Raw genomic sequence first — 24,824 nt, forward strand, 5'->3', positions numbered from 1 at the left:
GGACGAGGCGTTCGGGCATCTTCGTTGGAACTCACCGGCTGAACCGCCCCCCAGCTTGGGGACACTCGGCCGGGAATGTTAGCGTTTTCGGGTATTTTTGTGCAATGACCCGTTGAGGCTGGGCGGCGTCGAGAAGCGGCCGGACATCCACAGCCAATCCGCGGGGGACCGCAAAATTGCCGAGGAAACGGCATTGGTAACGCGTTGCGTTAGGTCCACCTCGTTCCCGGCGGACACTTCCTTCAGGACCAGGCGAAAGCGAGGCAGCGGGCCGTGGCTGGTGGTTCGTTCGAGGACGCCGACAATGACGGGCGCTCCGGTGCGGAGCGCGACCCGCTGGGGACCAATGGGCCAGTCCACCCGCTGGCCGCACAGTTCTGCGGGCTCCGACGCCACGCGCCCGCCGAGGTCCGGAAGGATGCCCACTGGTCGCCCTTGGCGCAGCGCGCGCAGCAGTCGCGCGGCGGCGCCGGGTCGTCCGCGGTGAATGACCTCGACGCCTCGTCCGATGCGATGGGCGTCGACGATGGGGTCGAGGCGTGCGTCGTAGCTTTCGCGAACGACCACCGCGGGGTCGAGGCCGAGCTCCGCCACCAGCGCAGCAACGGCTTCGAAGGGGCCGACATGGGCGCTTACGAATACGCACCCGCGCCCGCGGGAGAGCACACTCCGAAGCTCGCGTTCGGATTCCGGGTCGAACGCCACCAGCTCGCGAGCGGCGATCGACGGTCGACGCAGCAACAGGCAGAGCGCGAGGTTCTCTCCCGCACGCGTGTAGCAGCGAAGTGCCGTTGGCGTTTCACGCTGAAGTACCCGCGACAGATCGCGCGCCGTGGTCCGGCGCGTCGTTGGTGTGACCACGCCAGTGAGCCACCCCAGCGCTCCTCCCAGGGGCACCAGCACCCGGGGCGGCACACGATCCACGACGGCCAGGAGCGCTCGAACCAGCCACACGATCAGCGTGTTCTTCACCTGTTGGGGCGCGGTCCACTCGCCCCCTACGCGCCGATCCCGCGTCGTCAGCGCGTGCACGCGCATCGATCCTGGACCCGCTTCTCCGCCGCCTCCACCCGCTCTTCGGCCTGCTTGCAGCGCTGATCGGGGTCGTCCGGGCCGTTCAGCTCGCAGATGCGCTGACTGGACCGCCGCATCGACGCTAGCGCCTTGCACGCGGTGGTGCAGTCGTCCCCGGCGCTGTCGAGCTCCGTGGCAGCATTGGAGAGCGCCGTCTCGGCTTCCTCCACGGTACGCAGGGTGGGGCCCAGCGCGTCCGCCGGTGGCTCGGCGAATCCGCCGGTGCTGGTGCTGCCGCCCACCGGCGTCGGATACCCCTGCTGCTGGAACTGTCCCGGTTGCTGGTAGCCCGCGGGCTCGGCGCCTTGGCCATCTTCGGGGGAGCCGCTGGATGGAGCGTTGGCCGGCGGCGCGCTGCCACCGCACGCGGAGAGCAAGGCGGAAAGCAGAGCGCCGCCGAGCTTGCGTCTCACGGGCCAGCCTCCGTGGGCACGGCCTTCTTGATGACCTCCGCCTGGATCTTCATGGACTCCTCGAAGGCATCCAGCGCGCGCTTCTTCGCGGCCTGGGCCTCGGAGGTCTTCTCTTCTTTTTCCAGAGCCTTTGCGCGGCGTTCTTCGACCAGGCCTCGAACCTCGAACAGATGCCCTCGGAAGTAGGTGGTTTCCGTGGCCAGCTCCAGGCCGTCGTCCACGTCCCGAGCGGCCTTGTCGAAGTTGCCGCGACGGCTCTCCAGATCCGCAAGGCGGGCCCGCGTGTCGCTCAGGACCTCTCGCACTTCGGGTGGGTTGCCGCTGGGTAGCGGTCCGGCCACCAGACCGCGCAGCACCTCCACGGCACGCCCGAGATCGTCCTTCTCTTCCGCGCCGTCCGCGATGTGATGCGCGGAGCGCGCGCGGGACAGGAACGCCAAGAGGGCGGGATCCACGGGTCGGCCCGCGTCGTCGGTTCCCGTGGGCAGGTCCTCGTTGCGGCTGCAGCCAGCGAGCGCCAACGTCAACGCCACGGCGATCAGCAGACACAGGGCGCGCAAGCGCGTCATCGCACCCCCCACAAGGCGTAGCGGTTGGAGCGAAGGTCCCGGGCGCGGGCGAGGGCGATGCGATCGATGCGGGCCGTGGTGTCGGCAGCGTCGAACTTCTCGTGGAACAGCGGCGCCGTGGAGCGTGACTGGGCCAGGTCTCGCGCGGCCCGCGCCACGCTTTGCGGCGAGTGTCCCGCAGAGACGAACAGCAGGATCGACGCCGCCAGGGCCAGGGCGGCTGCGGCGCTGCCGAAGACCACGTAGACCAGGTTGCTCTTCTCGGCCTTCGCAGCCAGCGCCCGCTGGGCGATGGCGTCCGCCGTGGGGTGGGGCAGGGGCGCAGGCGCCGCCGCGAGCGCCAGGGCTCGGGCAAGGTCCGCGTTCGGATGGCTGCCTTGGCCCTCCAACGCCTGGCGCAGCCGCTCGCTCTCCACCAGCTCCTCTTCCGTGGGCTCTGCCAGCGGATCTTCGAGGGCTTGCGCGATCAACGCTTCGTTCAGGGCGGCGTCCAGCGGCGCGGGGGACCACGCCGATCGCAGGGCGGAGGCCAGCTCTTCCTCCACCTCGGGAGCAAGCAGCTCGAGCAGATCGTCGTCGCGGGTGGTCATGTCCCGAGACCTCCGTCTGCGGCCAACAGCTTGCGCAGGGCGCTCATCGCCCGATGGAGTACCACGTCGAAGGTGGACACGCTGACGTCCAGCTCTTTCGCCGCCTCCTCGCGGGATCGCTCTTCGAGAACCCGCAGGCGGATTGCCAAGGCGTAGCGCGGGTTGATGCGTCCGAGGGCGACCTCCACCCGCTGGCGGGCGACGGCGAGGTCGTGGCGCTCGACGGCGTCCGCATCACGCTGTTCGGCGCCCGCGGCGTCGATCTCGCGCTGCACGTCATCCGGCTCGAACAGCACTTCGCGCTTGCGCTGGCGCAGCTGGTCGAGCGCCACGCGTAGCGCCACCACTCGAAGCCAGGGATACACGCCCACGTTCTGCCAAGTGAACTGATGGAAGCGCTCGACCACCTTCATGTAGGTGGTGGACAATGCCTCCTCCGCCGCCGCCGTGCTCCCCAGGCGGGGCAGCAGAACGCTGCGGTACAGCCGGGGACCGTGCTGTCGCAGAATGGCACCCAGGGCGTCGCGATCACCCGTTTGGGCGCGCTCGCACAGTTGGCGCTCCTCCGCCAGCTCGTCCGAGTCCTCGGCGTGCTGCACGGCGGCGACTGTACACAAGTCCCCTCGCCAGGGCATGAGCCCTCTGAGCCAGCCGCTGGAGAGCGGCAGGCCCAGCCCTTGGGGCAGGGTGGCGACGGAAGCGTCCATGCTCGAACAACGCGGCACCGTGGCCCCGCCTTACGCCTATTTGTTCAGCATGATTTCGTTGCCGGGCGGGATCGGGCTTGCGCTCGGGGCCCAGGGCTCGATGATAGCCCGCCCCATGGCCCACTCCTCTCGCGTTTGCCCCAAGTGCGGCGGCCTCAACGGGGCGGAGGAGCGCGTGTGCTACCGCTGCGGGCAGCGGCTGCCGGGCCCCCTCGCCAGCGGTCTGCTGGACACCTTCTACAGCGCGCTGGGGCGAGAGGCTCCGCTCACGCGCTTGTTCCTGGGCATGTGCGCGATCGAATTCGTGCTGATGGCGGTGACGGGGAAGTCCGCGTCGCTCCTGGGAGGCGTTCGCATCAGCGAGGGTTTGCGTTGGGGCGCGATGCCCTCGGACGTCACCAGTGCGCTCCTTGGCTTGCCACCGGTGAGCCACGCCGAGCCTTGGCGCTACCTCTCGGCAACCTTCGTGCATTTCGGTCTGCTGCACATCGTCTTCAATGGCATGGCGCTCTGGGATCTCGGTCGCGTGGTGGAGCAACGGTTGGGCTCCGGTCGCTTCGCCGTGATCTTTCTCGGGACCAGTATCGCCGGCTTCGTCGTGAGCGACTTCTGGTACGCGTTCCGACAGGAGCCCGCGTTCACTGGCGGTGCCAGCGCGGGGCTCTTCGGCCTGGTCGGTGTCCTCGTGGGCTACCTCTACGCCGCGCGCGATCCAGCGTGGAAGCAGTTCCTCACCCGGGTGGTGATCTACGCGGTGATCTTCGCCATCGCGTGGCCGGTCAACAACGCCGCTCACATCGGCGGGGCACTCACCGGGCTGCCCCTCGGCTACCTGTTCTACAAGGAGAAGCGCCCGTGGAAGCGGGCGCTCTGGTTCAACGCGCTGGCGGGAATTCTCGTGCTCGCGAGCTTCGCGTCCGTTGCGCTCTCGCTGCGTTCACCCTATTGGCAGCGGGCCAAGCAGGCCGAGATCCAGGCCGGCATCGAATAGCTCGCCTCTCGGCGCGGGTCCGGGTGCTATCCTCGGCGCCCCATGCCGGTGGTCAACCCGCTCGCTCGCGAGTTGGTGTTCAAAATCGTCTATTACGGGCCGGGGCTCGGCGGAAAAACCACGAGCCTGCAGCACGTCCACGCCACCGCTCGGCCGGAGCATCGCGGTCGCTTGGTGAGCTTGGCCACACCGGTGGACCGCACGCTGTACTTCGACTTCCTGCCCGTGCGCCTACCCGCGCTTCGAGGCATGAGCGTGCGTCTGCAGCTGTTCACGGTGCCCGGCCAGGTCTACTACAACGCCACCCGCAAGCTGGTGTTGACCGGCGCCGATGGCATCGTGCTGGTGGTGGACTCCCAGCGTGAGCGGCTGGATGCCAACCTCGAGAGCCTGGAAAACCTGATCGACAATCTGCGCGAGCACGGCCGCGCTTTGGATCAGGTGCCGCACGTGCTGCAGTACAACAAGCGCGACCTCCCCGGCGTGCTCCCCGCGGACGAGCTGGGCCGACGACTGAACCTGCTGTCCGCTCCGGCCTTCGAGTCCGTCGCCGTGCACGGCGCGGGGATCTACGAAGCCCTGGACGCCATCGCGCGGGCGGTGCTGCGCGACTTCGAGCGCCGCGTTCCCATTTCCGGAGAACGCGCTCCCGAGCTCGTGCTGCCCGAGGGGGGCCTGGCGGAGGTGCTCCGAGCCGAGACGAACCCGCCCGCGAACCCGCCCGCCGAGGCGGCGCCGCCCGCAGCCGAGATGGAACCGACCCCCGTGCCTCCGTCGGTACAGGAAGGTCCCCGCCGCCCGTCCACCTGGCCCAGTCTGAGGGTACCGCCCGTGGGCAACGCGCGGCCGGAGCCCGAGGTCGCTGTAGAAGTGGTGGAGCCGGCGCCGGTCGCGGCGGGCGCGCCGAGCTTCGCGCTGCTGTTTTCACCCGCCGAGCGGCCGCTGGTGGGGGCCGTGGAGCAGGCCCTCGGCCGTCGCGACGCGAACGAAGCGATCTTGGCCGTCGATCGGCTGGTGTCCCGTGTGCTTGCTGGCCTCGGCGCCATCGCGGGCGGGGAGGCACCCCGCGACCCGGCGCTGGCGGTGATGCTCTTGGGAGTGCCGGGCCCGCGCTACCTCGAGCTCCGAGCGCGGGTGCGCGATGCTCGCTCCGGCGCCCCCCTCGGGGACCGGGATGCGCTTGCCGCCTACGTCTTCGCGCTCGAGCTGGCGCAGGCGCGGGCGCGCTTCACTTAGGCGGCGGCGGCTCGGAACCCGTCGCGCTGCCGCTCACGTTGTTCTTCTTGGCGCCGATGGCCACAGTGCCGACCCAGGTGCCGTAGAAGCTGGTGGGGCGAGCATACTGGTCGACGTCGGCCAAGCCGGTGGCGCTCAGCACCAGCGTGGCGGCGGGGCTGCCGCTGTCTGCCGTCGCTTGCTTCACGCGTTCCCACTGCGCCGAGAGGGCCGCGCGGCAGAGCGTCTTGGTGCACACGCCGTCACACCCCGCGTAGCTCTGCCCGGGCTTTTCGCCGGCGGCGACCAGCGCTGCCGCGACGTCGTCGCAAGCGAGAAGATCTCCGAGCGCGCCGGGCACCGAGATCGCGGTCGGTGCCGCGTCCTTTGCCGGACCCAAGGCCATCGCCGTGAACAGCATGGAAGGGATGGTGTAGAGCTTGGTGCCGAGCAGCACGGTGTCGCCGGGATCGCTCTGCCAGCTGGCGTTGTTGGTGGTCGAGAAGCCGGCCGTTTCCGCATCCATCCCAGCGATGGTGGCAAGCTCGAAGGTCGCTTGCCCGGACCCCTTGCCAGCCGAGACCAGGCTGCCCTCGAAGGCCGCCCCCGTGAGGTTTTTGGCGCCGGCTTGCATGAATGCGGCGATCTTGTCGCGAATGATCGTGGGCGCGACGTTTGCGCCTCCCAGCGCCGCCGTGAGTGCGCCGTGCCAGTCCGCCGCCGTGCTCTGCGCGTCGAACGCCGTCGCATCCTGCGTGGTGGGGGTCACCAGCTGCATGTCTTCGAGCAGCGCGCTCACGTCGTCGCTGGCCCCTCCCAGGGCTGCCATCCCGGCCTCGCTCAAGGTGTTGGCGAAGGTCTGGTTCCAAGGCTCGGAGGAGGAATCGAGCGTCAGGCTGACGAGCAGATCCGTCTCGTCGACCTTCACCGGCACGTCGCTCACGGGGACCACCGTGGTGTTGATTTCCCCGGGCGTGAGCTTCGAGATCTCCTTGCAGCCGTAGATGTAGTAGCCGGAGCGCAGCCCAACGGCGAGCACTGGACCTATCGGAACCCCTTCGACCTGCGGGATCTGTCCGGCGACGGCGCCACTCTTCAAGTCGCCGTCCGGCGGGGGATTGCCGACCAGCTCGGCGCAGGTGCTTCCGGCACGCACGCTGGCCACCCAACCGGTGATCTCCCGCTTGCCGGAGTAGCTCGGCTCCACCTGCAGGGACGCGAAACCGCTCGCGCTGACGGAGACGCCGGCCTGTGCCGTTACGGAATCTCCCACCGAGGCTCGCAACGAGAACGTCGTCGGGACCGTTGGTGCCACCAGTTGGATCGTCGCCCGGCCGTCCTCGCCCGTGGTCGCCTCACTACGGTCCAGGGATGCGTCCTCGAACTGCCCGAGCAGCACGAAGTGCACCGGATAGCTCCTTGCGGGGCTGGCCACCACGGTGACCTCCCGGGCTTCTCCCGGGATCATCGTGAGCGTGGCGGGCGTCTCGAAGGTGAGGGAGCTCGGCAGATCGAGCTGGCTGCCACCGCCGCTGCCACCAGCCCCGGCCGCGCCGATGTCGTCGGCGCCGCTGCCGCAGCCGACCACGCACAGCGCGAGGCCGACAGCCCAGCATTTCCAGCTTCGATTTTCCAACATGGTCAAGCGCTTAAGAGACTGACACAAGGGTGAGCCGGGTCCGTCGACGATGCAAGCCGGATGGCGATCAACGCCAGATCGGGGCGCAAATGGTAGATAGCGGCAGAGATGGACTCCTTCGTTCCGGCGCCGCGAAAGATCCTCGTCGTGGACGACGAGCCGGGACTTCGGCAAATGCTGGAGATCCTGTTCAAGCGGCGCGGGTACGTGGTGACCAGCGCGCCGGGGTATCGGGCCGCAGCGGAATCCATCGCACGGAGTCCGCAGCCCTTCCCGGTGGTGCTGACGGATCTCGCGATGCCGGACGGCTCCGGGCTCGACGTGCTGGCCGCCGCCAAGCAACGGGACCCGGCCACGGAAGTGATCCTGATCACGGCACACTCCACGCTCACCAACGCGGTGGAGGCGATGCGGTCCGGCGCTTACGACTTCGTCACCAAACCCTTCGAGCCCGCCGAGCTCACGGCGCTGGTGGACAAGGCCCTCGAGAAGCAGGAGTTGGTGAACGAGAATCAGCGCCTCAAGGCGCGGTTCTCCGGCGAGCAGGAGGACTTGGTCGGCAAGAGCCCCGCCATGGTGCGCCTCCTCGAGCTGGTGGAGCGCATCGCCCCCACGCGCACCACGGTGCTGATCACGGGGCAGAGCGGCACCGGCAAGGAACGGATAGCGCGAGCGATCCACGCCCGTTCGGATCGCAAGGGCAAGCCCTTCTTGGTGGTGAACTGCGGTGCCTTGCCGGAAGCGCTGATGGAGAGCGAGCTCTTCGGCCACGAAAAGGGCGCCTTCACCGGTGCCCAGACTCGCCACGCGGGTCTCTTCCGTGAGGCCGACCGCGGCACGCTCCTGCTGGACGAAGTCGGCGAGCTCCCCGCCAGCCTGCAGGTGAAGCTCCTGCGGGTACTGCAGGAAAAGGCCGTCCGTGCCGTGGGCGCCACCCAAGAGACGCCCGTGGACGTCCGCGTGCTGGCTGCCACCAACCGTGACATCGAAGCGGACGTACAGTCCGGGGCTTTCCGTCAGGATCTCTACTACCGCTTGAACGTGATCCGAGTGGAGATCCCACCACTCAGGGAGCGTCGGGACGACGTGCGCGTGCTCACGGAGCGCTTCGTGCGGCGCTTCGCCGCGGAAATGGGCAAGGACGTCGTGGCGCTGACGCCCGACGCCCTGCGTGCTCTCGAGCGCTACGAGTTCCCGGGCAACGTCCGAGAGCTCGAGAACATCATCGAACGCGCAGTAGCGCTGGCGGGCTCCAGGGCCATCGGGCTGGGCGACCTCCCGATGGAGGTGAGTGGCTCGGCAGGGGGGCCCACCTCCGGGTTCCTGGAGTTGCCGCCGGAGGGCTGCCACCTCGACGAGCTATTGAACGAGGTGGAGCGTCGCATGCTGGTGGAGGCCCTCGAGCGCACGGGTGGCGTGCGCAAGGCGGCGGCAAAGCTCTTGGGCATCACGTTTCGATCCCTGCGTTATCGCTTGGCCAAGCACTCGCTGGACGGAGACGGCCCCGAGTCTGGAGACGACGAGGACGACGGCTGATTCGCCCCCGTCGACCCGGCGCGGTATGCTGCGTTGGTACGAACTCTGCTTCCATCCAGGCCGACATGCCTACCCGAAGTGCGCCCACACCCTCGCGAGCCCGCGGCTTCACCCTGGTGGAGCTGATGGCGGTGGTGATCATCGTCGGCGTGCTCGGCGCCATCGGGATCTACATGTTTCGCAAGCAGGTGTTCTCCAGCCGCAGCGTCGAGGTGATGGCGATGCTCAGCAGCATCCGCAGCGCCGAGGAGCGCTACCGCGCGGAAAATAGCGCGTATCTCGACGTTTCCAGCACGATCGACACCTATTACCCGATGGCGAATCCGGACAAGACGCTATACGCCTGGGACCAGCCCACCCACGTGGACTACCCGAAGTGGAAGCTCTTGGCGCCCACCACCTCGGGGCCCGTGCAGTTTGGATACGCGGTGAAAGCGGGCCCTCCGTTCACCGCCATGACGCTGCCCACCACCACTGGGAAGCCGACTTGGCCTGCGCCCGGCAAGCAGGACGAGCCCTGGTACGTGATCCAGGCCGCAGGCGACATGGACGCCAACGGTGTGATGTCGATGTACGTGGCGTCGAGCGTGAACGGCGAGATCTATCGCGAAAACGACGGTGAGTGACCGCTCCGGGTAGGAGCGTGTGCGCTCGGGTACGAGTTTTCGCCGTGAATTGTCACCGGCCGAGCGGGCGGTGACACTTTTTGTCAGTCACCCCGCAGCAAATTGCGCAGGAAACGCTCCCTGCGCTGGCACGAATGCTGCTTTTCCTTGCCGCGATGGCGACTGCGCGTAGTTTCGGCTCCGCTCGACGTGGGTACACCCTCGTCGAGATGATGGTCGTCGTCATCATCGCGGGCGTGCTTGTCACCCTCGCGGTGATTGGGGTTCGCAAGTACATCTTCACCGCCAAGACCGCCGAAGCGATCCACATGATCGGGGCGATCAGCTCGGCGGAAGAGTCCTACCGCGAAGAGACCGGTTCCTATCTGACGGCCTCCAGCAACATCAACAACTACTACCCGCAGACGGACCTCACGCCCAACAAGACCAAGTGGGCTTGGGCAAATCCGGCGCATACGGACTACGCCAAGTGGCGCTTGCTGGCCGTGAGCGCCAACGAGCCGGTGCAGTTCGGTTACGTCGCCGTCGCTGGTCTGCAGACCGACGCCATTCCCGCGCCGGGCACCGCAGCGAATTTCAGCAGCGTCGCGCCCACCGGTCCTTGGGTCTTGATCAAGGCTGCGGGCGATCAGAACGACAACGGGATCTACTCCTACTTCGTGACCGTTCGCGGAGATGGAGTCAGCTCCGCCATCCACATCGAGAACGAATCGGAGTAGCAGCCGAAGCAACATTCAGCCGGCCGGCGCAGCACGGTCGGGAAAAGCAAAGAAAGTCGACCGCGCGCGGGAACGGGTGGCCCGCCGCCACGGGAAAGCTCTGTCCACCCATCCCAGCGCAATCAAGGAGAACAGCATGAAAAAGTCACTCAAGCGCGGCTTCACCCTCGTAGAGCTCATGATCGTCGTGGCCATCGTCGGCGTGCTCGCGGCCCTCGCCATCTACGGCGTCCGCAAGTACATCGCCAACTCGAAGACGGCTGAAGCGCGCAACGCCCTCGGTCAGATGTCGAAGGATGCCGCTACCGCGTACGCGCGTGAAGGCATGGACACCTCGATCATGACGGCGGGGGACAGCACTGGCGTGGTGAACCGGCTGTGTCTGAACGGCACAGCCGTCCCCGTGGCTGTCGCGTCCATCAAAGGTCAGAAGTACCAGTCCAAGCCGCAGGAGTGGACCACGGATCAGCCGGCGACCGGCCCAGGCGGCAGCCACGAGGGCTTCGCCTGTTTGAAGTTCTCGATGAACGACCCGCAGTACTATCAATACACCTACACTGGCCCCGCGGATGTGGCCTCAGCGGGTGTTGTGGGCGCCAGCTTCTCCGCCATTGCGAATGGCGACCTGAACGGTGACGACATCCTGTCCACCTTCCAGATCGATGGCCAGGTCAAGACGGAAGGCGGTGGTACCGAGGTGTTCATCGCCCCCAACATGCAGGAGATCAACCCCGAGGAGTGATCCTCGTAGTCCTGGTGTGAGCCTCGCGCCCCTGCCCGCGTATGCGGAGCGGGGGCGCGGCCTTTTGTACCTTTTGCGTGACCGGCCGCCCTTGGCTACGCTCCGCCCGTGCGCTCTCTGACTCCCGTCGAAGCGGCCGTGGCCGTGGCCGTGCTCGCGTCCGTCGTGGCCACCGCGCTCCCTACCTTCGTTCGCAACTTGCATGCGTCCCGCTTGGTGGAGCCCATCGACGGACTCAATCGCGTGGCCACTCGAGCGACGGCGTTGGCGGCGGGGCGTCCCACGGAGGCCGCCTATCCGCCGGCTGCCCCGCTCACACCGGCGCAGGTGCCGGAGGGTGAGCGCGTGACCGATCCACCGGGCACCTGGGACAACCCCACCTGGCGGGAGCTCGAGCTCTCGTTCACGGTCCCGCATTCCTTCAGCTTCGCCTTCGACAGCGCCAACACTCCGCAAGAGGCGCACTTCGTGGCCAAGGCCCATGGGGATCTCGACGGCGACGGCCTGCTCAGCACCTTCGAGATCGGCGGGCACACCCGGCCAGGGGCCGAGCCCGTCACGACGCCCCTGGAGATGACGCGTGAAATCGAGTGAGCGCGGACCTCTCGTCGCTCAGCTCGGCGCCGTCGTCGTTGCCGGGATCGCCGCGCTGGTCATCGCCGCAGCGCGACCGGGCCTCGCGGATCGCTACCACGGTCTGTCCACCCAGAGCGACGTCTACACCCTGCCGGCCCCCGAGCAGAGCGTGGTCGCCAGCTTGGGCTTTCGCTCGGCGATGGCGGATCTGATCTACGCCCACGTGCTCGTCTCCTACGGACTGCACTTCCAGGAGCGCCGCCGCTTCGAGTTCGTCGGCAACTACCTCGACACCATCAACACGTTGGACCCGCGCTTTCGTGCGCCCTACCGCTTCGCCGATACGCTGCTCACGTTGCAGCCGGAGCCCACGCGTTGGCAGGACGTGGTCAAGGCCCGCGAGATCCTGGAGCGGGGCATGAAGGAATTTCCGACGGACGGTGAGCTGTGGACCACCGCGGGGCAGTTCCTCGCGTACTTGGCGCCGGCTCACACCAAAGATCTCGCCGTGAAGAAGGCGTGGCGCCTCGAGGGCGCGCGGCGCCTGGCCCACGCCTGCGAGCTCCTCGGCGACAACGAGAACCTGCCGTATCACTGCATCACCGCCGCCGGCATCTTCACCAAGGCCGGTCAGCGCGAGGCGTCGCTTCATTTCCTGGAGCGGGTGCTCGCCGTGAGCGACGACGAGAGCATTCGCAAGCTCGCCCTCGGCTACTTGCAGCGCGAGCTCGGCGAGCAGGAGCGAGAGCGGATCGAGCGACGCTTCCAGCGCTTTCACGACGCGTGGGGCAAGGACTTGCCCTTCGCGCGCAAGGACACCCTGCTCGTGATAGGTCCGGCCTTCGACCCCAGCGCGTGCGCGGGCCTCGACGCTTCCGCGGATCCCAAGTGCGCCTCTACCTGGCGGGCCTGGGGCAAAGACCAACGCTGAAGGCGCCAGCTCCGGTGGAATGTTGGTCCGGCGCGAAGCCCGTCGCGGCGCGCCGCCCGCTCGCGACGGGCTTCGCGCCGCGCCAACAAAATCAACGACGGCGCGAGGCGGCGGCGAGGCGGTGCGATCCGTAGATCGCAGGCGGCGGCGCGATCCGTAGATGATAGCGACGGCGCGGGGAGGCGAGGCGGCGCGATCCGTAGATCGCGCGTCGCGCCTCACTGCGTCAGGGGAAGCGCACGGCGGCGGTGGCCGTCCCGCCGGCGGGGACGCTCACGCTGCGCACCTTGCGACCGTGCTCGGCGTGGATGAACACCACGGTGTGGTTGCCCGCGCTCACGCTGATGCCGACCTTCGGCGTGGTGCCCAAGGGGCGGCCGTCCAAGATCACGTTGGAGACGGGAATCGAGTTGATGTTGAGCGTGCCCTGACCCGAGGGTGCGGCCGGCTTGGGCGTTTCTGCGGTGGGCTTGGGACCGGGGCCCGGGCCGGGCGCGGGACCGCCGGTTGCCACCTTGCCCGCGGGCTCCGGCGGCTTGGGCTTGCCCTTCTCGGTCATGTCGATGACGAAGGTCTCTTCGGCCTTGCCGTCCTCGAACACGATGTCCTTCTTGAAGTCGTCGTAGCCGCTCTTGGTGGCGACGATGCTCCAGGGCTTGTCCGTGGTGATGTCCACCTTGATGGGCAGCTTGGGGATGGGGCGCCGCTCGCCGCCGCTCACCAGGAGCACACGGGCGCCTTCCGCATCGCTTCCGAGCTTGATGGTCGCCAGGCCCTTGACCACCTTGAGCTTGGGCTCCAGCGTCTGCATCTGGTCGGCTTCGACGTTGACGCGCTTTTCCAACGCCTCGTAACGCTCGCCGCTCACCTTGATGACATGCTCCCCCGGAGTCATGTCCTTGATCTCCTGGGGCAGCGGGCCGATCTCTTTGCCGTCCACGGACAGCTTCACGGCGCCGCTGGTCTCGGCGGTCACGCGAATGCCGGTGCCTTCACTGGCGAGGAGGAGCGCGACGTTGACGACGGCGTCCTCACCGCTGGCCACTTTCACGGCTTGATCCGCGGTGGGCTGATAGCCCGCGGCAGTGACCTTCACCATGTGGGTGCCGGCCTTCACGTCCGTCACGCGGCACGGCGAGGTGTCGCACTTCTTGTTGCCGTCGACGAATACCTGCACGGTGTCCACCGGCTTGCTGCCGGGACCGGCGACGGTGACGACGAGGGTGCCCTGACGCGGAATGAGGAACACCGCGAGGGCCCCGATGAGGCCGACGGTGAGCAACGCAGCGACTGCGAGAAGGATCGTCTTACCGCTGCCGCCGCTGGGTTGCGCCGCGGGGTAGGCCTGCGCCGGCGGCTGCTGCTGCATGGGGGGCAGGCTTTGCTGCTGGGGCGGCAAGCTCTGTTGCCCAGGCATGCTGGGCGGCATCCCCGGCATGGCCGGCATGCTGGGCGGCACGGGGCCGCTCGGTCGGGGCCCGGACCACGGTGGATTCTGGCCGCTGGGTGGCGCAGTGCCACCGGAGCCGCTGAGCAGCGCCGCGGTGCCTGCGCCGATGCGCTGCGCGGGGGCGGGTGCACCCGCGGCAGGAGACGGCGGGCCGCTCCGCAGCAGCGCGCTCGCGGCGTCGTCCGGGCCGGACTTGTCGAAGATGGCCGTCTTCTCGTCTTCGTCGTCCCAGTCCATGTCCACCGGCGCGGCGGTGGCCGGCGGGGGCTTGGGTGGCAACGGCCCGGGGCGCCCGGATGCGGCCCGTGGCATGCTGGGCGGCGGCGGCAGGGGGCGGCTGGGGATGGGGGCGGGGCCCGACTTGCGGCTGGGAGGCGGCGGGCCAGGTAGGCTCGGTGGCCGAGAGGGCACCGGACGACTCACGGGAGGGGGCGGAGCCTGCAACCCGAGAAGGGTCTTCTTCACGGGCGGCGGTGCGCGCCGGTCGGACGTGGGCGCGGCCGGCGCAGAACCCTTCTTCGCCAACCCGTTGAACACGTCCAAGTCAGAACCGCCCTTTTCACTCATCCGGTTGCTCTCCTGGCCGGCAGCACGGCTTCTGGCCGCCTCCTCTGGAAACATTTGGCTCATCAGCGCGGCGACCCGAGCCGCGGTTCCCGGCGCGGCCAGCCTCGCCGCGCACTTGCGCAAATCCTCTTCGAATTCTGACGCAGTAGCGTACCTCTCAATTGGGTCCTTGGCGAGGGCCTTGAGGACCGCCCGCTCCAGGTCCGGAGGGACCCTGGGGTTCCTGCGGGAGGGCGGGGGAACCGCTGCGGAGCGAATTTTCTCCATCACCGCCAGCTCGTTCGGGCCGTCGAAGAGGCGCTGTGCCGTGAGCGCTTCCCAAACGCAAATGCCCAAGGCGAACACGTCCGCCCGGCGGTCCACGTTCTGGCCTTGGATCTGCTCCGGCGACATGTAGCCCGCCTTGCCCTTGATCATTCCGGCCTGGGTGCGGGTGATCTTGCCGGCCGCCTTGGCGATGCCAAAATCGATGATCTTCACCTCGCCCGCGAAGGAAATCAGGATGTTCTGCGGGCTCACGTCGCGGTGAACGATGGACAGCGGTCGATTCTGCGCGTCCGTGCGGTCGTGGGCGTAGGAGAGGGCGCGGCACATCTCCATCGCGATGTGCACGCTGACGTCGATGGGCAGCGGCTGGCTGCTGGACGCCGAGCGATCGATGAGCGCACGCAGCGGCCGCCCGTCGATGTACTCCAGCGCGATGTAGTGGCTACCGTTGACCTCGCCGATGTCCACGATGCGGGCGATGTTCGGGTGGGTGAGGTGGCTCGCGATGCGCGCCTCGTCGTGGAACAAAGCAATGAACTCGTCGTCTTCTGCGACGTTCGGCAGGATCCGCTTCAAGGCGACGATCTGGCCGCTGTCCCGGTGCCGAGCACGGAACACCTCGGCCATGCCGCCCACGCTGATCCGCTCGTAGAGCTCGAAGGGTCCGAAAGGTCTAGCTGGCTGCACCGGGTTCGGCCGCAATATCGCACATTTATCCGGCAGATGCCCCGCCTCCCGCACGGTCGCGGGAAAAAAGCTCAGGGCGCCGGTGTGGGTTCCGTTCCCGCCCCTTCCGAGGGCTCGGCGGGCTTGGGCTTTCGGAAGTACCGCACCCGCTTGGCCTGCAGGGGATACCACTCCTTGGGGTCGACGATGGGGGTCTGGTCGAAGATCCGAACCGCACCGGGGGCTCGATGCCGCACGAGCCGGATGGCGCCCTTGGGCTCCGCCACGGGGTGGCCGGACAGGTCCCGGTCGCCGCCGAGCGCCAAGCCCAGGGGCTCGGGGAGGATCAGCACCTGCTTGCAACCGAGCCGACCGAGGAGCTGATGCAGCAGCTCACCGTCCCGCCCGGGCTCCGGGGCGGTGGACACCAGCGCGTACAGCAGCATGCCGCGACCATCCACGCCCAGGGCGGCCACGGCCGTGGGCGCCGCGGCGGCCCCTCGGGCGAGGGCGATGGCGGTGCTGCTCGGTGCCTTGGCGGCGATGCTGGCGCGGCCACCATCGAGCCACAGGGTCAGAGGAGCCTCTGCCGCCGGGGGTGCGAAGGTCGCTACCAGCGGGCCCTTGCCGCCGACCTGCACCGTGTGGGGATCGAGCTCCAAGAGCCGCACCTTGGTCTCGTGGCGCTTGGCGTCCGGACGCACCCAGGTGGTGGCCACGGCGTAGGGCCAGCCGTGCTGCGGCAGGTTCTTCACCTGCCACGTCCCTTCTTTCGGCTCCGCCGGCTTCACCGCCGTGGGCACGTTGTCTCCCGGCAGCACGTGGCGCAGCGTGAGATAGAAGAAGTCCCGCGCTTCACGGTTGATGTAGCGGGGGAAGTTCATCAGCCCCATGTAGCGCAGCATGCGCCGACCGATGAAGCTGTAGCCCGGCATGTTCGTAACCTTGCCGCTCGCCTCCCATTGCGGGTCCAGCTCGTGGCCGACGTCCGGCAAAGTGCCGTCGAGCCCCGTGCGGTAGAACTCGAGGCCGGTGTGCCCGGGGTTCATGTCCAGGTGGATGCCGTACACGCAGCGCGCGCGCTGCATGGCAAAGGCCAGGTGATCGGCGTCGATGCTGGAGCCGTAGAAGTAGGCGGCGAAGTGCTCCTTGGTCATGCACACACCGCTGCGCACCGTGCGCGCTTCGTCGGTCCACCCCGGCGGCACGCCGCCCCACCAGTTCCGTTTGTAGGGGTTGATGGTTCCGTCCATCACCAGCGGCGTCATGTTCTGACGGAACGAGACGATGTCTTCCGGCACTTTCTCGTCGTCGGGCCAAGTGCCGAAGCCGTTGTCGCCGTTGGCGAGCTCCGCCACGGTGGCGGCATAGGGCTTGGGCGGCAGGTACATCACGCCGTCGGCCATCATGCCAAACTCGCCGTGGGTGGCCTGAAAACCGCCGTTGAAGCCGGCGAGCAGCCGTCCGATGACCTCCGGCTTGCGCGGCACGAGCCCGGGCCCCGTCTCCCCCGTGGCGCTCTTCGGTTCCACGGTGCCGCTCATGGTGTGCAGCGCCACTTGCCGCGGGTCCCACATCGTCACGAAGATCTGCGAGTAGGCGCGCTTGTGATCCGTGCGAATGAAGGAAGTGACGAAGGGCGCGGGCGCGCCGGGATTGGTGAGGATGAAAGGGTCCTTGTCGAGCGGCCGCCACTTGCCTTCGCCCTCCAGCGGCGGTGAGAGCATCGGCTCCATGGGTGCCGGCGGCCAGCCCGTCTCGGGATCCGTGAACTCCGCCAGCGGCGCGTTGACCAGATCGCCGAGCTCGTCTGCCACGCGGCTCGAGCCGTCGTCCCCGGTCACGGTGCCCACCACACGCTGCACCCAGTCGAGACCGGCGAAGGCGACGGCCTTCACCAGCTGCATGCGATCGGAGCCGAACCACGGCAGCGCGCGCACGCGATCCACCGCCCAGGTGACGACGTTACCGGGACGCGCGGGGTGATACTCCTGCTCGCGCAAGAAGTGCTGCCCTTCGATGGGGCCGTTTCCCTCGGTGGGGATGCGGATCTTGCGGCCGTCGGCGTCGATCAACAGGGCGGCGTCCGTGAAGGCCAGCACCGCGTGGTTGGCCGCGGGATCCAGCTTGAAAGAGCGCTTCGCGATGCCTGCGCGCTGCCCCGTCTCCTGCAGGTTGGTGATCGACTGCTGGAAGCGCGCCATGCGCGTCCAGCCGGGCCCCTTGGGCGCTGCTTCGCCGCGGAGATCCGCGAGGTGAATGCTGTACGTCTTGCCGCCCCCGGCGATCGTCCACGCCGCGTGCTCGCCGTGCACCGCGAGCTCGCGCTCGTCCACCGCCGAGGTGTCGCTGATGTCGTACAAGCCCGTGAGCTCGAGCAGCCGTCCCTCCGGCGACATGCGCACCGTCGCGAGGTAGATGTCCGCAGGCTCTCCCGGGGCATGCGCGCGGAGCAGCGCGCGCGGTTCGCGAAAGCGCGATCCGAGCACCCCGGGGGGACGGTCCACCCAGGTGATCTCCCGAGGGTCGGCTTCTAGATGCCGCGCGCCGAGGGCGTGCGCCAGGGCGCGGGACGCGTCTGGTTCCGCGGCGACCTCGGCGTTCCCACCAGACTCGCGGCGGACCAACAAAGCCAGCAGCAAAAGCAGGGGCAGGGGCCGAAGCAGCGCGAGCGTGCGCGACAAGCGCCGGGACACGGGGCGCGCAGTCTGCGCACTGTCGATCCGCTCGGCTCCTTGCACCACCTGCTGCATCGTCGTTCCGGTAACGCCGGCGCGGACAACCCTGTTCTCGCCGTGGCCGCGGTTACCACCTTCCGTTCGGGGCAGCCATGGAGCCGTGGGGTTGGGCGGCAACATGGTTGCTGAGCAGCGCCAACCATGTTGCCAATCTACAAGAAAAATCCGTAGAAACTCGGACTTTCACGAGGCACGGTGCGTGCTAGCCTTGCCCCAGTGACTCTCCTGCCGCGTCGTCTGGCTCTGTTCGGCTTGGCCGCCGTGCTGGTGGGCTGCGCCTCGCCGACGCTGCCCCTGCCGCCTCCCAGTCGCCCGGACGTGGAAGGGCCCGACTCCCAGGGCATGGTCACGCTGCGGGGCAACGTGCAGCCCGGGGCCAACGTGTACGGCGCCAACCTGCGCACGGGCGAGGGCGTCATCCAGCTCGGCACCGGCAACGACGGCGCGTACACCTTGGTGCTCGCAGCCCAAGTCGATGACGAGCTCGCGGTCTGGTACTCCGTCGGCACCAATCAGAGTGCGACGACGGTGTTCCGCGTACCAAAGCCCTAAACGGTGCGCAGCACGCGCCGGCCGTCACTGGCGCGATGCAAGATGGCGGCGGCTTTCGGAGGTGCGACGTCCTCGCCTTCGTCCAGCACTTCCCCCAAGAGATCGTAGTCCGTGGCCTGCTCCACGCGAACGCGGCGCATCTGTCCGGGCAGCACCTCGGCGCCGGAGAGGAACACCTGGCCGTCGATCTCCGGGGCTTGCCCCGCGTGGCGGCCGACCATCACGAGCTCGCTCTCTTCGCTCGGCCCTTCCACCAGCACCTCGAGCTCTCGACCGATGAGGGCACGGTTCTTCTTCTTGCTGATCTTGCGTTGCACGCTCATCAGCTTGCGCGCGCGGGCAGCGGCGACCTTCTTCTCCACCTTGCCTTCGAGCGAGAAGCTCGCGGAAGTGGGCTCGTCGGAATAGCGGAACACGCCCACGCGATCGAACTGGGCCCACTCGATGAACTCGAGTAGCTCGGCGTACTCCTGCTCCGTTTCCCCCGGGTGGCCCACGATGAACGCGGTGCGGAAGACCAGCTCCGGAATGCGCTTGCGCATGCGCTCCACCAGCTCCCGGAGGCGCGCGCCGCCGTGGCCGCGCTTCATGCGGCGCAGCATGCCATCCGCAGCGTGCTGCAGCGGCATGTCCACGTACGGCACCACCTGCGGGTGATCCGCCAGTAGCTCGATGATGCCGTCGGTGAGCTTCTCCGGATACAGGTAGAAGAGCCGCACCCAGCGCACACCGGCAACGTCCGCCACGCGCTCCACCAGCTCGGGCAAGTTGGCGGCGCCCAAGTCCCGGCCGTAGCTCACGGTGTCCTGGCTCACCAGGTTGATCTCCACCACGCCGCGGGACACGAGCTCTTCCGTCTCGCGCACCACGTCGCCGACGCTGCGGGAGCGCTGCTTGCCGCGCAGATCCGGGATCACGCAAAACGCGCAGCTGCGGTTGCAGCCCTCGGCGATCTTCACGTAGGCGCTGGCGCCCCGCGTGCTCACCGTGCGCGGATCCCCCGCGCCCACCACCCAATCGGCGGGGTTGCCCACCAGCATGCGTTCCGCCTGACCGGCGAGCACGCGCTCGAGCTTGAGCATGTCGCTCGAGCCGAGCAGGTGATCCACCTCCGGCAGGCCGTCGGCGAGCTCGTCCGGATGGCGCTGCGAAAGGCAGCCCGCCACCACGAGCTTCTCGCACGAGCCGCTCTTCTTGTGCTCCGCCAGCTCCAAGATGGTGTCGATGGACTCCTTCTTGGCGGCGTCGATGAAGCCGCAGGTGTTCACCACGATCACCTCGGCGGCTTCTGCGTCCTCCACGTGGCGAAAGCCGGCGCGCTCCGCCACACCCAACATGACCTCGCTGTCCACGCGGTTCTTGGGGCAGCCGAGGCTGACGAAGTGAATGGTCTTGTCGCTCATGAGCAGGGGCGGACCCCTATAGCGCAGAATCGTCCCGTTCGCCTGGATCCGGGGAATGTCGCTGCGCCGCGGAACCACGCGCTCGCTATCCGCCCCCGCCGGCTTGGGCTACCGTTGCCGGGTCTGGCCGCAAGAAAGGACAACCCAAGATGCGACTCAGCAAGCTCCACATCGCCACTCTCGTGCTCGTGACGCTTGGTCTCTTCGGCTGTGAGAACAAGGACTACAAGAAGTGCCTCGCCGACGCGGACAAGTACCAGAAGGACAAGGTGGAGTGCCTCGCGAAGACGGATGCCACCGAGAAAGAGGCGTGTCTGAGCAAAGTCGAGGTGCACAAGATGACGAAGGAAGACTGCGACAGCTCCTACAAATGAGCGGATGAGACGCAACCTTCGAGGGGCTTCGGGGAGGTAACAACGCACGCGGAGGGTGTTCCCTCGAGGCGACACCCGCGTGGCGTCTGGTGCGGCGTTTCTTCGCCAGCGCGTCTCCCCCCGCGCTGAAGGCGTATCTCACGGAGCGAGGAGCGGGCACTGCAACTGGAGCGGCAAGAGGAAGTGAGCTGGCTAGCCGCCGCCGAAGGACGCTTCATACGCTTCACGCAGGCGTCGGGAGCGGATTTCGCCGCGCGGTTGGCACATGGGACAGCCGCAGGGCCGACGCCCGTGCGAGTCCGGGAAGTACCGCCAACCCACGACCTGGCTCACGTGGCGGATCTTGTGCAAGGCTCGAGGCGCTATCTTTCGCGGCACGACGATCTGGAAACCGCGTGCGTCCTCCTGATCCATGATCACACGCACCGCCCGCGCCGCTGACATGGGCCGCGGCGCGCTGTTGTAGTGTCCCACCACGACGGGCTCGCGGTCCGGCACGCGGAAGTAGACGCCCACCATGGTGCGCACGCCCCGGCGCTTCAGCTCCCGGAGCCACTGGTGCGAGATGTAGTAGTCGCGCAGCACCGGCATGCAGAAGACGCCCCAGAGCCCGCCCCTACGGGCTCGGTGGGGTACGAGCCCTGCCCGCCGGATGCGCGTGCTCGCGCGTTCGTCCGCAATGTGAACGAGCATTACCATCGCGAGCCCAGAGTCCGGCCAAAGGCCGACGGGCGCAAGAGCGGTGCGACGTCAATCGTGCCAACTGCCCGGGGCGAGGCGGGCGCGGATGGCGAAGGCGCGGTCGAGATCGCGGCCATCCACGAACACGCGATGGCGGGTGCCGTTCGGTCCCCGCGAGTAGGGGATGGCGTCGACCTCGGTTGCGATGCCCTCTTGGGCCAGCGCTTCGCGGAGCAGCTCCGCCCGGCTCGCGGCGGCCACGAACGCGATCATGTGGCGCCGAAACGTCGGCGAGCCGGAGAGTAGCGCCCAGTAGGCATCACACGCGTCGGACTCCGCCCGGAAGCGCTGCCCCGCGTCGCGCACACCGCGTTCCGTGTAGAACAGCTCCCAGTGGTCGCCGGCGTCGAGGAGACAGTGGCAGTCGTTCTTCGAGCGCCAACCGTCGTCGCTACCGACCCAGTAGATGTCGCTGTCGAAGCGCTCTTCGCGAAGGCGACGGCGGAGCTCTTGGAGGGTCATGAGTCGGTCTCGTCGGTGTCGGGTTCGCGGGCACGGCGGCGGGCAATGACAAGAGCTACCCCGATGCCGGCAACGACGAGGCCCGCGGGCGACGCGACGCGGGTCACGCGCTGAACCGTCATCTGGCGATCGACTGCGGCAGCGAGGTCTCGTGCTCGAGTATCGGGCGGGCGAGCGCCATCGGCAACCGCGGTGAAGGTCCGCGTGAGCAAGAAGCCTTCGACCCCGACGCTGCCGCAAGCGGTCACACAGCCTACCGCGATGAGGATTGCCGGAAGCTTGGGCACTGTGTGCGACATCGTACGGCGCGCCTCAGCCGAGCTCGCCGCGGTAGAGGAGGGAACGGTGGGTGACGCTGGCGCCGGCGCGCAGCAGAGCGGCCTCGACGTCGGCGTCGTCGTCCACGCCGACGCGCATGGAGTCCTTTTGGCACGCGGTGCGGAGCCCCGCGAGGAGCGGGATCGCGAGGTCCGGGCGCAACACGGACAGCGGGTGCGTCCAGGCGAGCTTCGGCGCGTGGAGCGCGACGCCGAGCGGGGCCGCGTCGGGTTGCATCAAGGCGAACACGCGGCAATCCGGATTTTCCCGAGCGCGGGTGAGGCGCCGCGGGGAGAAGTGAAACAGCCGCTCCACCTCGGCGTCGCGCTCGGCGGGGAGCGGCCCGACGGACAGGGCGCTGACGTCGCCCGACGCGCGTTCGAGGGCGTCGAAGCTGACGCTCAGCGTCGTGGAGCGCCCCGCGCGCTCGAGGCCGAGTAGCGCATACAGCGCTTGGGCCGCGGCGTTGTCCGCCAGCACGTGGAGCATCCAACGTCGGATGCCGTGGGCGCGGATCTCTCCGGCCGCGTGGCGCATCAGCTTCAGGCCCACGCCGCGGCGCCGCGCCTCCGGAGCGACGGAGAGGTGGTGCACGTAGGCAAAGTCGTCGAACAGCTCGTAACGCAGGTAGCCGACGACGCGGTCCCCCTCCACCGCCATACGCGCCTGCCGGCAGTGCAGCCCATCCCACGATCGTTGCTCGGCGGCCGGCTCGCCCAGGCTGATCTCGCGATACAACCGCACGAAGTCGTCATAGTCCTCGGGCCGCGCGGCGCGCACGTGGGTCACGCCGAGAGCGAACCACGTGGGCCAGGACCACGTCGACCGAATTGACGACCTCGCTGTACACTCGGCCTCATGAAGAACGGGGTCTTCTTTCGGCTGACGCTGTCCTTGCCCAAGAAGGAGGTGGCCGCCTGGAAGAAGGCGATCGTCCGGGCCGAGCTCGCGCGCATCCCCGGGGACCACTCCCAGCACGAGGGCGGCGCCATCCTCGGGGGCGAGCTGAGCGTGGAAGGAGTGAAGACGTTGAAGGCGGCCCTCGAGGAGCTCGAGTCCGTTGGTATCGAGCTCGAGAAGAAGGACGTGGCGCACTGGGAGAAGGCGAGCACTGATGGCAAGCCGCACGTGCGCATCGAGACCAAGGGCGCCCTGAAGCGCGACGCGACCGTTGCCCAGCTCCTGAAGACCCTGCAGAAGCAGACCGACAGCGGTGAAGAGCACGTCGTGGTGGACAGCGACGGCAAGCAGGGCCGGATCGATCTGTGGGGCTACCTGGGTGGCTACGACGCGTACTCGACGCACTTCCTTCCGCTGTTCGCCCTGGGTTCGGCCGCTGTCGAACGTCAGGGCACCGGCCAGCTCGTGTTCATCGGAGACGCGGAGCTCCTGGACGAGTCGGTGTTGGTGCTGGGCCGCTTCTCGGCGGACGGCGTGGAGATCGTGGAGCACGCAGAACCCCAAGACGTCACGGACGACCAATTCGCCGAGCTCGAAGCGGCGCTCGGGGAAGGGGGCAGCGAGCGGATCCGGGCGGCATACGAAGAGTGGCTCCCGAAGTTCATCGAGAAGAAACGCCTGCGGCTGTTCGCGGGCTGTGCCGGCTGGCTTCGGCCGGACGGCAGCTGGGCCATCGAGCCATGCTTCCGCTCCGCCGGCCTCTTCTCGGAGGGCCTGGCGGTGGTGTCCGAGCGAGGGCCCTTCGACTACGGCTACATCGACGAGGGCGGAAAGCTCGTCATCCCGTACGGCTTCTTCAGTGCGGGCGCTCACAAGCAGGGCCGGGCCCTGGTGCGACCGAACACGGAGCGCATGAAGCACGGATTCATCGATCGCACGGGGGCCTGGGTCGTCCCGGCCAAGTATGCCCACGCGGAGGACTTCGCCGAAGGCCGCGCCCTCGTGGGAGACGGCAAGCTGCTCGGGTTCGTCGACCTCGACGGCAACGAGATCGTGGCGCCCAAGTATCGCCACGCTCTGGGCTTTGCGGATGGCCTCGCGCTGGTCGCCGATCACGGAAAGCACGAAGCAGGCGGCTTTGGCTTCATCGACCTGCAGGGCCAGGTGGCCATCCCGCTTCGACTCGAAAACGCCGGGCCGTTCCACGCGGGCTTCGCCCTCGCCTCCCGCAACGGCAACTGGGGCTTCTTGGCGCCGGACGGCAAGTTCCTATTTCCACCGCGCTTCTCCCAGTGCGGGTATCTCGTCGACGATCGCGCTCCGGCCATGCTCGACGGTCAGTGGGGCGTGGTGGACGGCAAGGGCAACGTCGTCATTCCCTTCGCGCGGGTGAACATCTCCGCGGTGGGCGATTGGTTCGTCGCCACGGACGGCCAGAGCTCTACCTTCTACGACAAGAAGAGCGGGGAGGAGCTGTTCCAAATCCCATACTCGATCCTGCGCGAGCCCGGGGACGGCTTCATCGCCGTCGCGAGCTCGTACTACGGCCCCTTCGGCTACATGGACCTCTCGGGCAAGATCGCCATCGAGCCACGCTTCCAGTTCGCCGCGCCCTTTGCCCAGGGCGCTGCCATCGTGGAGGACGAGAACGGCCAGTGGGGCATCATCGACGAGTCCGGCGCCATGACCGTGGCCTTCGACTTTCCGATGATCAACAGCGCCAGCGCGGGGCGCTTCTCGAAGCGCGGCATCACTTACGTGGAGAGTCTGAACCGCTTCGGTCTGGTCGACCGCAAAGGAACGCTGATCTTCCCCACCGAGTTGGAGATGATCCAAGGCTTCGGCAACGAGCTGATCTGGGCGAAGTACCGGCAAGACGTGGACTAGCCCCAGTGCTCACCTGAGTCGGTCCTCCCGCGCAAAGCGGCGGCTCAACGACGATCTATTTCTCGGGTGGCTTGTCGATTCGGCGCGGAATCAGCCCGCCTATCGCGGAACGAGCAGCGCCAGGGCGCGCCGCGACACGAAGCAGCACTGAGCGCCGTCACGCGCGTACAC

The 24,824-nt window shown here is 68.1% G+C and carries 23 protein-coding genes; 11 read left to right on the forward strand and 12 right to left on the reverse strand.

The annotated features are described in order from the left end of the window. Positions 1 to 78: 78 nt before the first annotated feature. Genes H6717_09640 through H6717_09660 form a run of 5 tightly spaced genes read right to left on the reverse strand, consistent with a single transcriptional unit; the run spans position 79 to position 3,281 of the window. Positions 79 to 1,032: a lysophospholipid acyltransferase family protein gene (locus H6717_09640; protein ID MCB9577273.1), complete on the reverse strand. Its 954-nt coding sequence runs from the start codon at positions 1,030 to 1,032 to the stop codon at positions 79 to 81. Further along, entirely contained in the window at positions 1,020 to 1,487 is a 468-nt protein-coding gene (locus H6717_09645; GenBank protein MCB9577274.1) for a hypothetical protein, read from the reverse strand. The genes H6717_09640 and H6717_09645 overlap by 13 nt, the downstream gene beginning before the upstream one ends. After that, positions 1,484 to 2,056 carry a hypothetical protein gene (locus H6717_09650; protein ID MCB9577275.1) on the reverse strand — a complete coding sequence of 191 codons (573 nt, stop codon included), beginning with the start codon at positions 2,054 to 2,056 and terminating at the stop codon, positions 1,484 to 1,486. Before H6717_09650 ends, H6717_09645 begins: the two co-directional genes overlap by 4 nt. Continuing rightward, entirely contained in the window at positions 2,053 to 2,646 is a 594-nt protein-coding gene (locus tag H6717_09655; GenBank protein MCB9577276.1) for a hypothetical protein, read from the reverse strand. The genes H6717_09650 and H6717_09655 overlap by 4 nt, the downstream gene beginning before the upstream one ends. Further along, positions 2,643 to 3,281 (reverse strand): RNA polymerase sigma factor, encoded by a 639-nt coding sequence (locus H6717_09660; GenBank protein MCB9577277.1) that lies wholly within the window; start codon positions 3,279 to 3,281, stop codon positions 2,643 to 2,645. Before H6717_09660 ends, H6717_09655 begins: the two co-directional genes overlap by 4 nt. A 187-nt stretch (positions 3,282 to 3,468) precedes the next feature. Between H6717_09660 and H6717_09665 the strand changes: the two genes are divergently transcribed. After that, entirely contained in the window at positions 3,469 to 4,344 is an 876-nt protein-coding gene (locus H6717_09665) for a rhomboid family intramembrane serine protease (protein ID MCB9577278.1), read from the forward strand. Between the two features lie 42 nt (positions 4,345 to 4,386). Further along, positions 4,387 to 5,580: a gliding motility protein gene (locus H6717_09670; protein MCB9577279.1), complete on the forward strand. Its 1,194-nt coding sequence runs from the start codon at positions 4,387 to 4,389 to the stop codon at positions 5,578 to 5,580. Here H6717_09670 and H6717_09675 read toward each other — a convergent pair. Continuing rightward, positions 5,573 to 7,198, reverse strand: a complete 1,626-nt coding sequence (locus H6717_09675) for a hypothetical protein (protein ID MCB9577280.1) — start codon at positions 7,196 to 7,198, stop codon at positions 5,573 to 5,575. The two genes, H6717_09670 and H6717_09675, sit on opposite strands and share 8 nt — an antisense overlap. A gap of 108 nt (positions 7,199 to 7,306) precedes the next feature. Here H6717_09675 and H6717_09680 point away from each other — a divergent pair, with 108 nt between their 5' ends. From H6717_09680 to H6717_09705, 6 genes are all read left to right on the forward strand, one after another. Beyond that, entirely contained in the window at positions 7,307 to 8,734 is a 1,428-nt protein-coding gene (locus H6717_09680) for a sigma-54-dependent Fis family transcriptional regulator (protein MCB9577281.1), read from the forward strand. A gap of 65 nt (positions 8,735 to 8,799) precedes the next feature. Continuing rightward, positions 8,800 to 9,360 carry a prepilin-type N-terminal cleavage/methylation domain-containing protein gene (locus H6717_09685; GenBank protein ID MCB9577282.1) on the forward strand — a complete coding sequence of 187 codons (561 nt, stop codon included), beginning with the start codon at positions 8,800 to 8,802 and terminating at the stop codon, positions 9,358 to 9,360. A gap of 155 nt (positions 9,361 to 9,515) precedes the next feature. After that, entirely contained in the window at positions 9,516 to 10,079 is a 564-nt protein-coding gene (locus H6717_09690) for a type II secretion system protein (protein MCB9577283.1), read from the forward strand. Between the two features lie 136 nt (positions 10,080 to 10,215). Then, on the forward strand, positions 10,216 to 10,821 hold the full coding sequence (locus H6717_09695; protein MCB9577284.1) for a prepilin-type N-terminal cleavage/methylation domain-containing protein: 606 nt from the start codon (positions 10,216 to 10,218) through the stop codon (positions 10,819 to 10,821). 108 nt (positions 10,822 to 10,929) lie between these two features. After that, positions 10,930 to 11,415 (forward strand): hypothetical protein, encoded by a 486-nt coding sequence (locus H6717_09700; protein MCB9577285.1) that lies wholly within the window; start codon positions 10,930 to 10,932, stop codon positions 11,413 to 11,415. Beyond that, on the forward strand, positions 11,402 to 12,328 hold the full coding sequence (locus H6717_09705; protein MCB9577286.1) for a hypothetical protein: 927 nt from the start codon (positions 11,402 to 11,404) through the stop codon (positions 12,326 to 12,328). Before H6717_09700 ends, H6717_09705 begins: the two co-directional genes overlap by 14 nt. A gap of 226 nt (positions 12,329 to 12,554) precedes the next feature. Here the strand turns inward: H6717_09705 and H6717_09710 are convergent, their stop codons facing one another. Both H6717_09710 and H6717_09715 read right to left on the reverse strand, forming a co-directional pair. Continuing rightward, the gene (locus H6717_09710) at positions 12,555 to 15,299 is read right to left on the reverse strand and encodes a protein kinase (protein ID MCB9577287.1); all 2,745 of its coding nucleotides are present in this window, start codon (positions 15,297 to 15,299) and stop codon (positions 12,555 to 12,557) included. A 71-nt stretch (positions 15,300 to 15,370) separates the two neighbouring features. Further along, positions 15,371 to 18,031 (reverse strand): hypothetical protein, encoded by a 2,661-nt coding sequence (locus tag H6717_09715; protein MCB9577288.1) that lies wholly within the window; start codon positions 18,029 to 18,031, stop codon positions 15,371 to 15,373. A gap of 201 nt (positions 18,032 to 18,232) precedes the next feature. On the opposite strand from H6717_09715, the gene H6717_09720 reads away from it, so the two are divergent. Further along, positions 18,233 to 18,568: a hypothetical protein gene (locus H6717_09720; GenBank protein MCB9577289.1), complete on the forward strand. Its 336-nt coding sequence runs from the start codon at positions 18,233 to 18,235 to the stop codon at positions 18,566 to 18,568. Here the strand turns inward: H6717_09720 and rimO are convergent. Further along, positions 18,565 to 19,971: a 30S ribosomal protein S12 methylthiotransferase RimO gene (gene rimO, locus H6717_09725; GenBank protein ID MCB9577290.1), complete on the reverse strand. Its 1,407-nt coding sequence runs from the start codon at positions 19,969 to 19,971 to the stop codon at positions 18,565 to 18,567. The genes H6717_09720 and rimO overlap by 4 nt on opposite strands. Before the next feature lie 149 nt (positions 19,972 to 20,120). Here rimO and H6717_09730 point away from each other — a divergent pair, with 149 nt between their 5' ends. After that, positions 20,121 to 20,345 carry a hypothetical protein gene (locus H6717_09730; GenBank protein ID MCB9577291.1) on the forward strand — a complete coding sequence of 75 codons (225 nt, stop codon included), beginning with the start codon at positions 20,121 to 20,123 and terminating at the stop codon, positions 20,343 to 20,345. Between the two features lie 192 nt (positions 20,346 to 20,537). Here H6717_09730 and H6717_09735 read toward each other — a convergent pair whose 3' ends face one another. From H6717_09735 to H6717_09745, 3 genes are all read right to left on the reverse strand, one after another. After that, complete coding sequence (locus tag H6717_09735) at positions 20,538 to 21,044, reverse strand: hypothetical protein (protein MCB9577292.1); 507 nt, start codon at positions 21,042 to 21,044, stop codon at positions 20,538 to 20,540. 51 nt (positions 21,045 to 21,095) lie between these two features. After that, positions 21,096 to 21,548 (reverse strand): hypothetical protein, encoded by a 453-nt coding sequence (locus H6717_09740; GenBank protein ID MCB9577293.1) that lies wholly within the window; start codon positions 21,546 to 21,548, stop codon positions 21,096 to 21,098. 312 nt (positions 21,549 to 21,860) lie between these two features. Further along, a complete protein-coding gene (locus tag H6717_09745) occupies positions 21,861 to 22,655 on the reverse strand; it encodes a GNAT family N-acetyltransferase (GenBank protein ID MCB9577294.1) in 795 nt (264 codons plus the stop codon). A 69-nt stretch (positions 22,656 to 22,724) separates the two neighbouring features. Between H6717_09745 and H6717_09750 the strand changes: the two genes are divergently transcribed. Beyond that, positions 22,725 to 24,653, forward strand: a complete 1,929-nt coding sequence (locus tag H6717_09750) for a WG repeat-containing protein (GenBank protein MCB9577295.1) — start codon at positions 22,725 to 22,727, stop codon at positions 24,651 to 24,653. Positions 24,654 to 24,824 lie beyond the last annotated feature (171 nt).

The organism is Polyangiaceae bacterium, assembly GCA_020633235.1.
Lineage (GTDB): Bacteria > Myxococcota_A > Polyangia > Polyangiales > Polyangiaceae > JACKEA01.

Bases quoted from the DNA above. Each gene is read 5' to 3' on its own strand.
- H6717_09650 (MCB9577275.1), bottom strand. From the start codon at position 2,056: ATGACGCGCTTGCGCGCCCTGTGTCTGCTGATCGCCGTGGCGTTGACG.
- H6717_09655 (MCB9577276.1), bottom strand. From the start codon at position 2,646: ATGACCACCCGCGACGACGATCTGCTCGAGCTGCTTGCTCCCGAGGTG.
- H6717_09660 (MCB9577277.1), bottom strand. From the start codon at position 3,281: ATGCCCTGGCGAGGGGACTTGTGTACAGTCGCCGCCGTGCAGCACGCC.
- H6717_09665 (MCB9577278.1), top strand. From the start codon at position 3,469: ATGGCCCACTCCTCTCGCGTTTGCCCCAAGTGCGGCGGCCTCAACGGG.
- H6717_09670 (MCB9577279.1), top strand. From the start codon at position 4,387: ATGCCGGTGGTCAACCCGCTCGCTCGCGAGTTGGTGTTCAAAATCGTC.
- H6717_09675 (MCB9577280.1), bottom strand. From the start codon at position 7,198: ATGTTGGAAAATCGAAGCTGGAAATGCTGGGCTGTCGGCCTCGCGCTG.
- H6717_09680 (MCB9577281.1), top strand. From the start codon at position 7,307: ATGGACTCCTTCGTTCCGGCGCCGCGAAAGATCCTCGTCGTGGACGAC.
- H6717_09685 (MCB9577282.1), top strand. From the start codon at position 8,800: ATGCCTACCCGAAGTGCGCCCACACCCTCGCGAGCCCGCGGCTTCACC.
- H6717_09690 (MCB9577283.1), top strand. From the start codon at position 9,516: ATGGCGACTGCGCGTAGTTTCGGCTCCGCTCGACGTGGGTACACCCTC.
- H6717_09695 (MCB9577284.1), top strand. From the start codon at position 10,216: ATGAAAAAGTCACTCAAGCGCGGCTTCACCCTCGTAGAGCTCATGATC.
- H6717_09715 (MCB9577288.1), bottom strand. From the start codon at position 18,031: ATGCAGCAGGTGGTGCAAGGAGCCGAGCGGATCGACAGTGCGCAGACT.
- rimO (MCB9577290.1), bottom strand. From the start codon at position 19,971: ATGAGCGACAAGACCATTCACTTCGTCAGCCTCGGCTGCCCCAAGAAC.
- H6717_09730 (MCB9577291.1), top strand. From the start codon at position 20,121: ATGCGACTCAGCAAGCTCCACATCGCCACTCTCGTGCTCGTGACGCTT.
- H6717_09735 (MCB9577292.1), bottom strand. From the start codon at position 21,044: ATGGTAATGCTCGTTCACATTGCGGACGAACGCGCGAGCACGCGCATC.
- H6717_09740 (MCB9577293.1), bottom strand. From the start codon at position 21,548: ATGACCCTCCAAGAGCTCCGCCGTCGCCTTCGCGAAGAGCGCTTCGAC.
- H6717_09750 (MCB9577295.1), top strand. From the start codon at position 22,725: ATGAAGAACGGGGTCTTCTTTCGGCTGACGCTGTCCTTGCCCAAGAAG.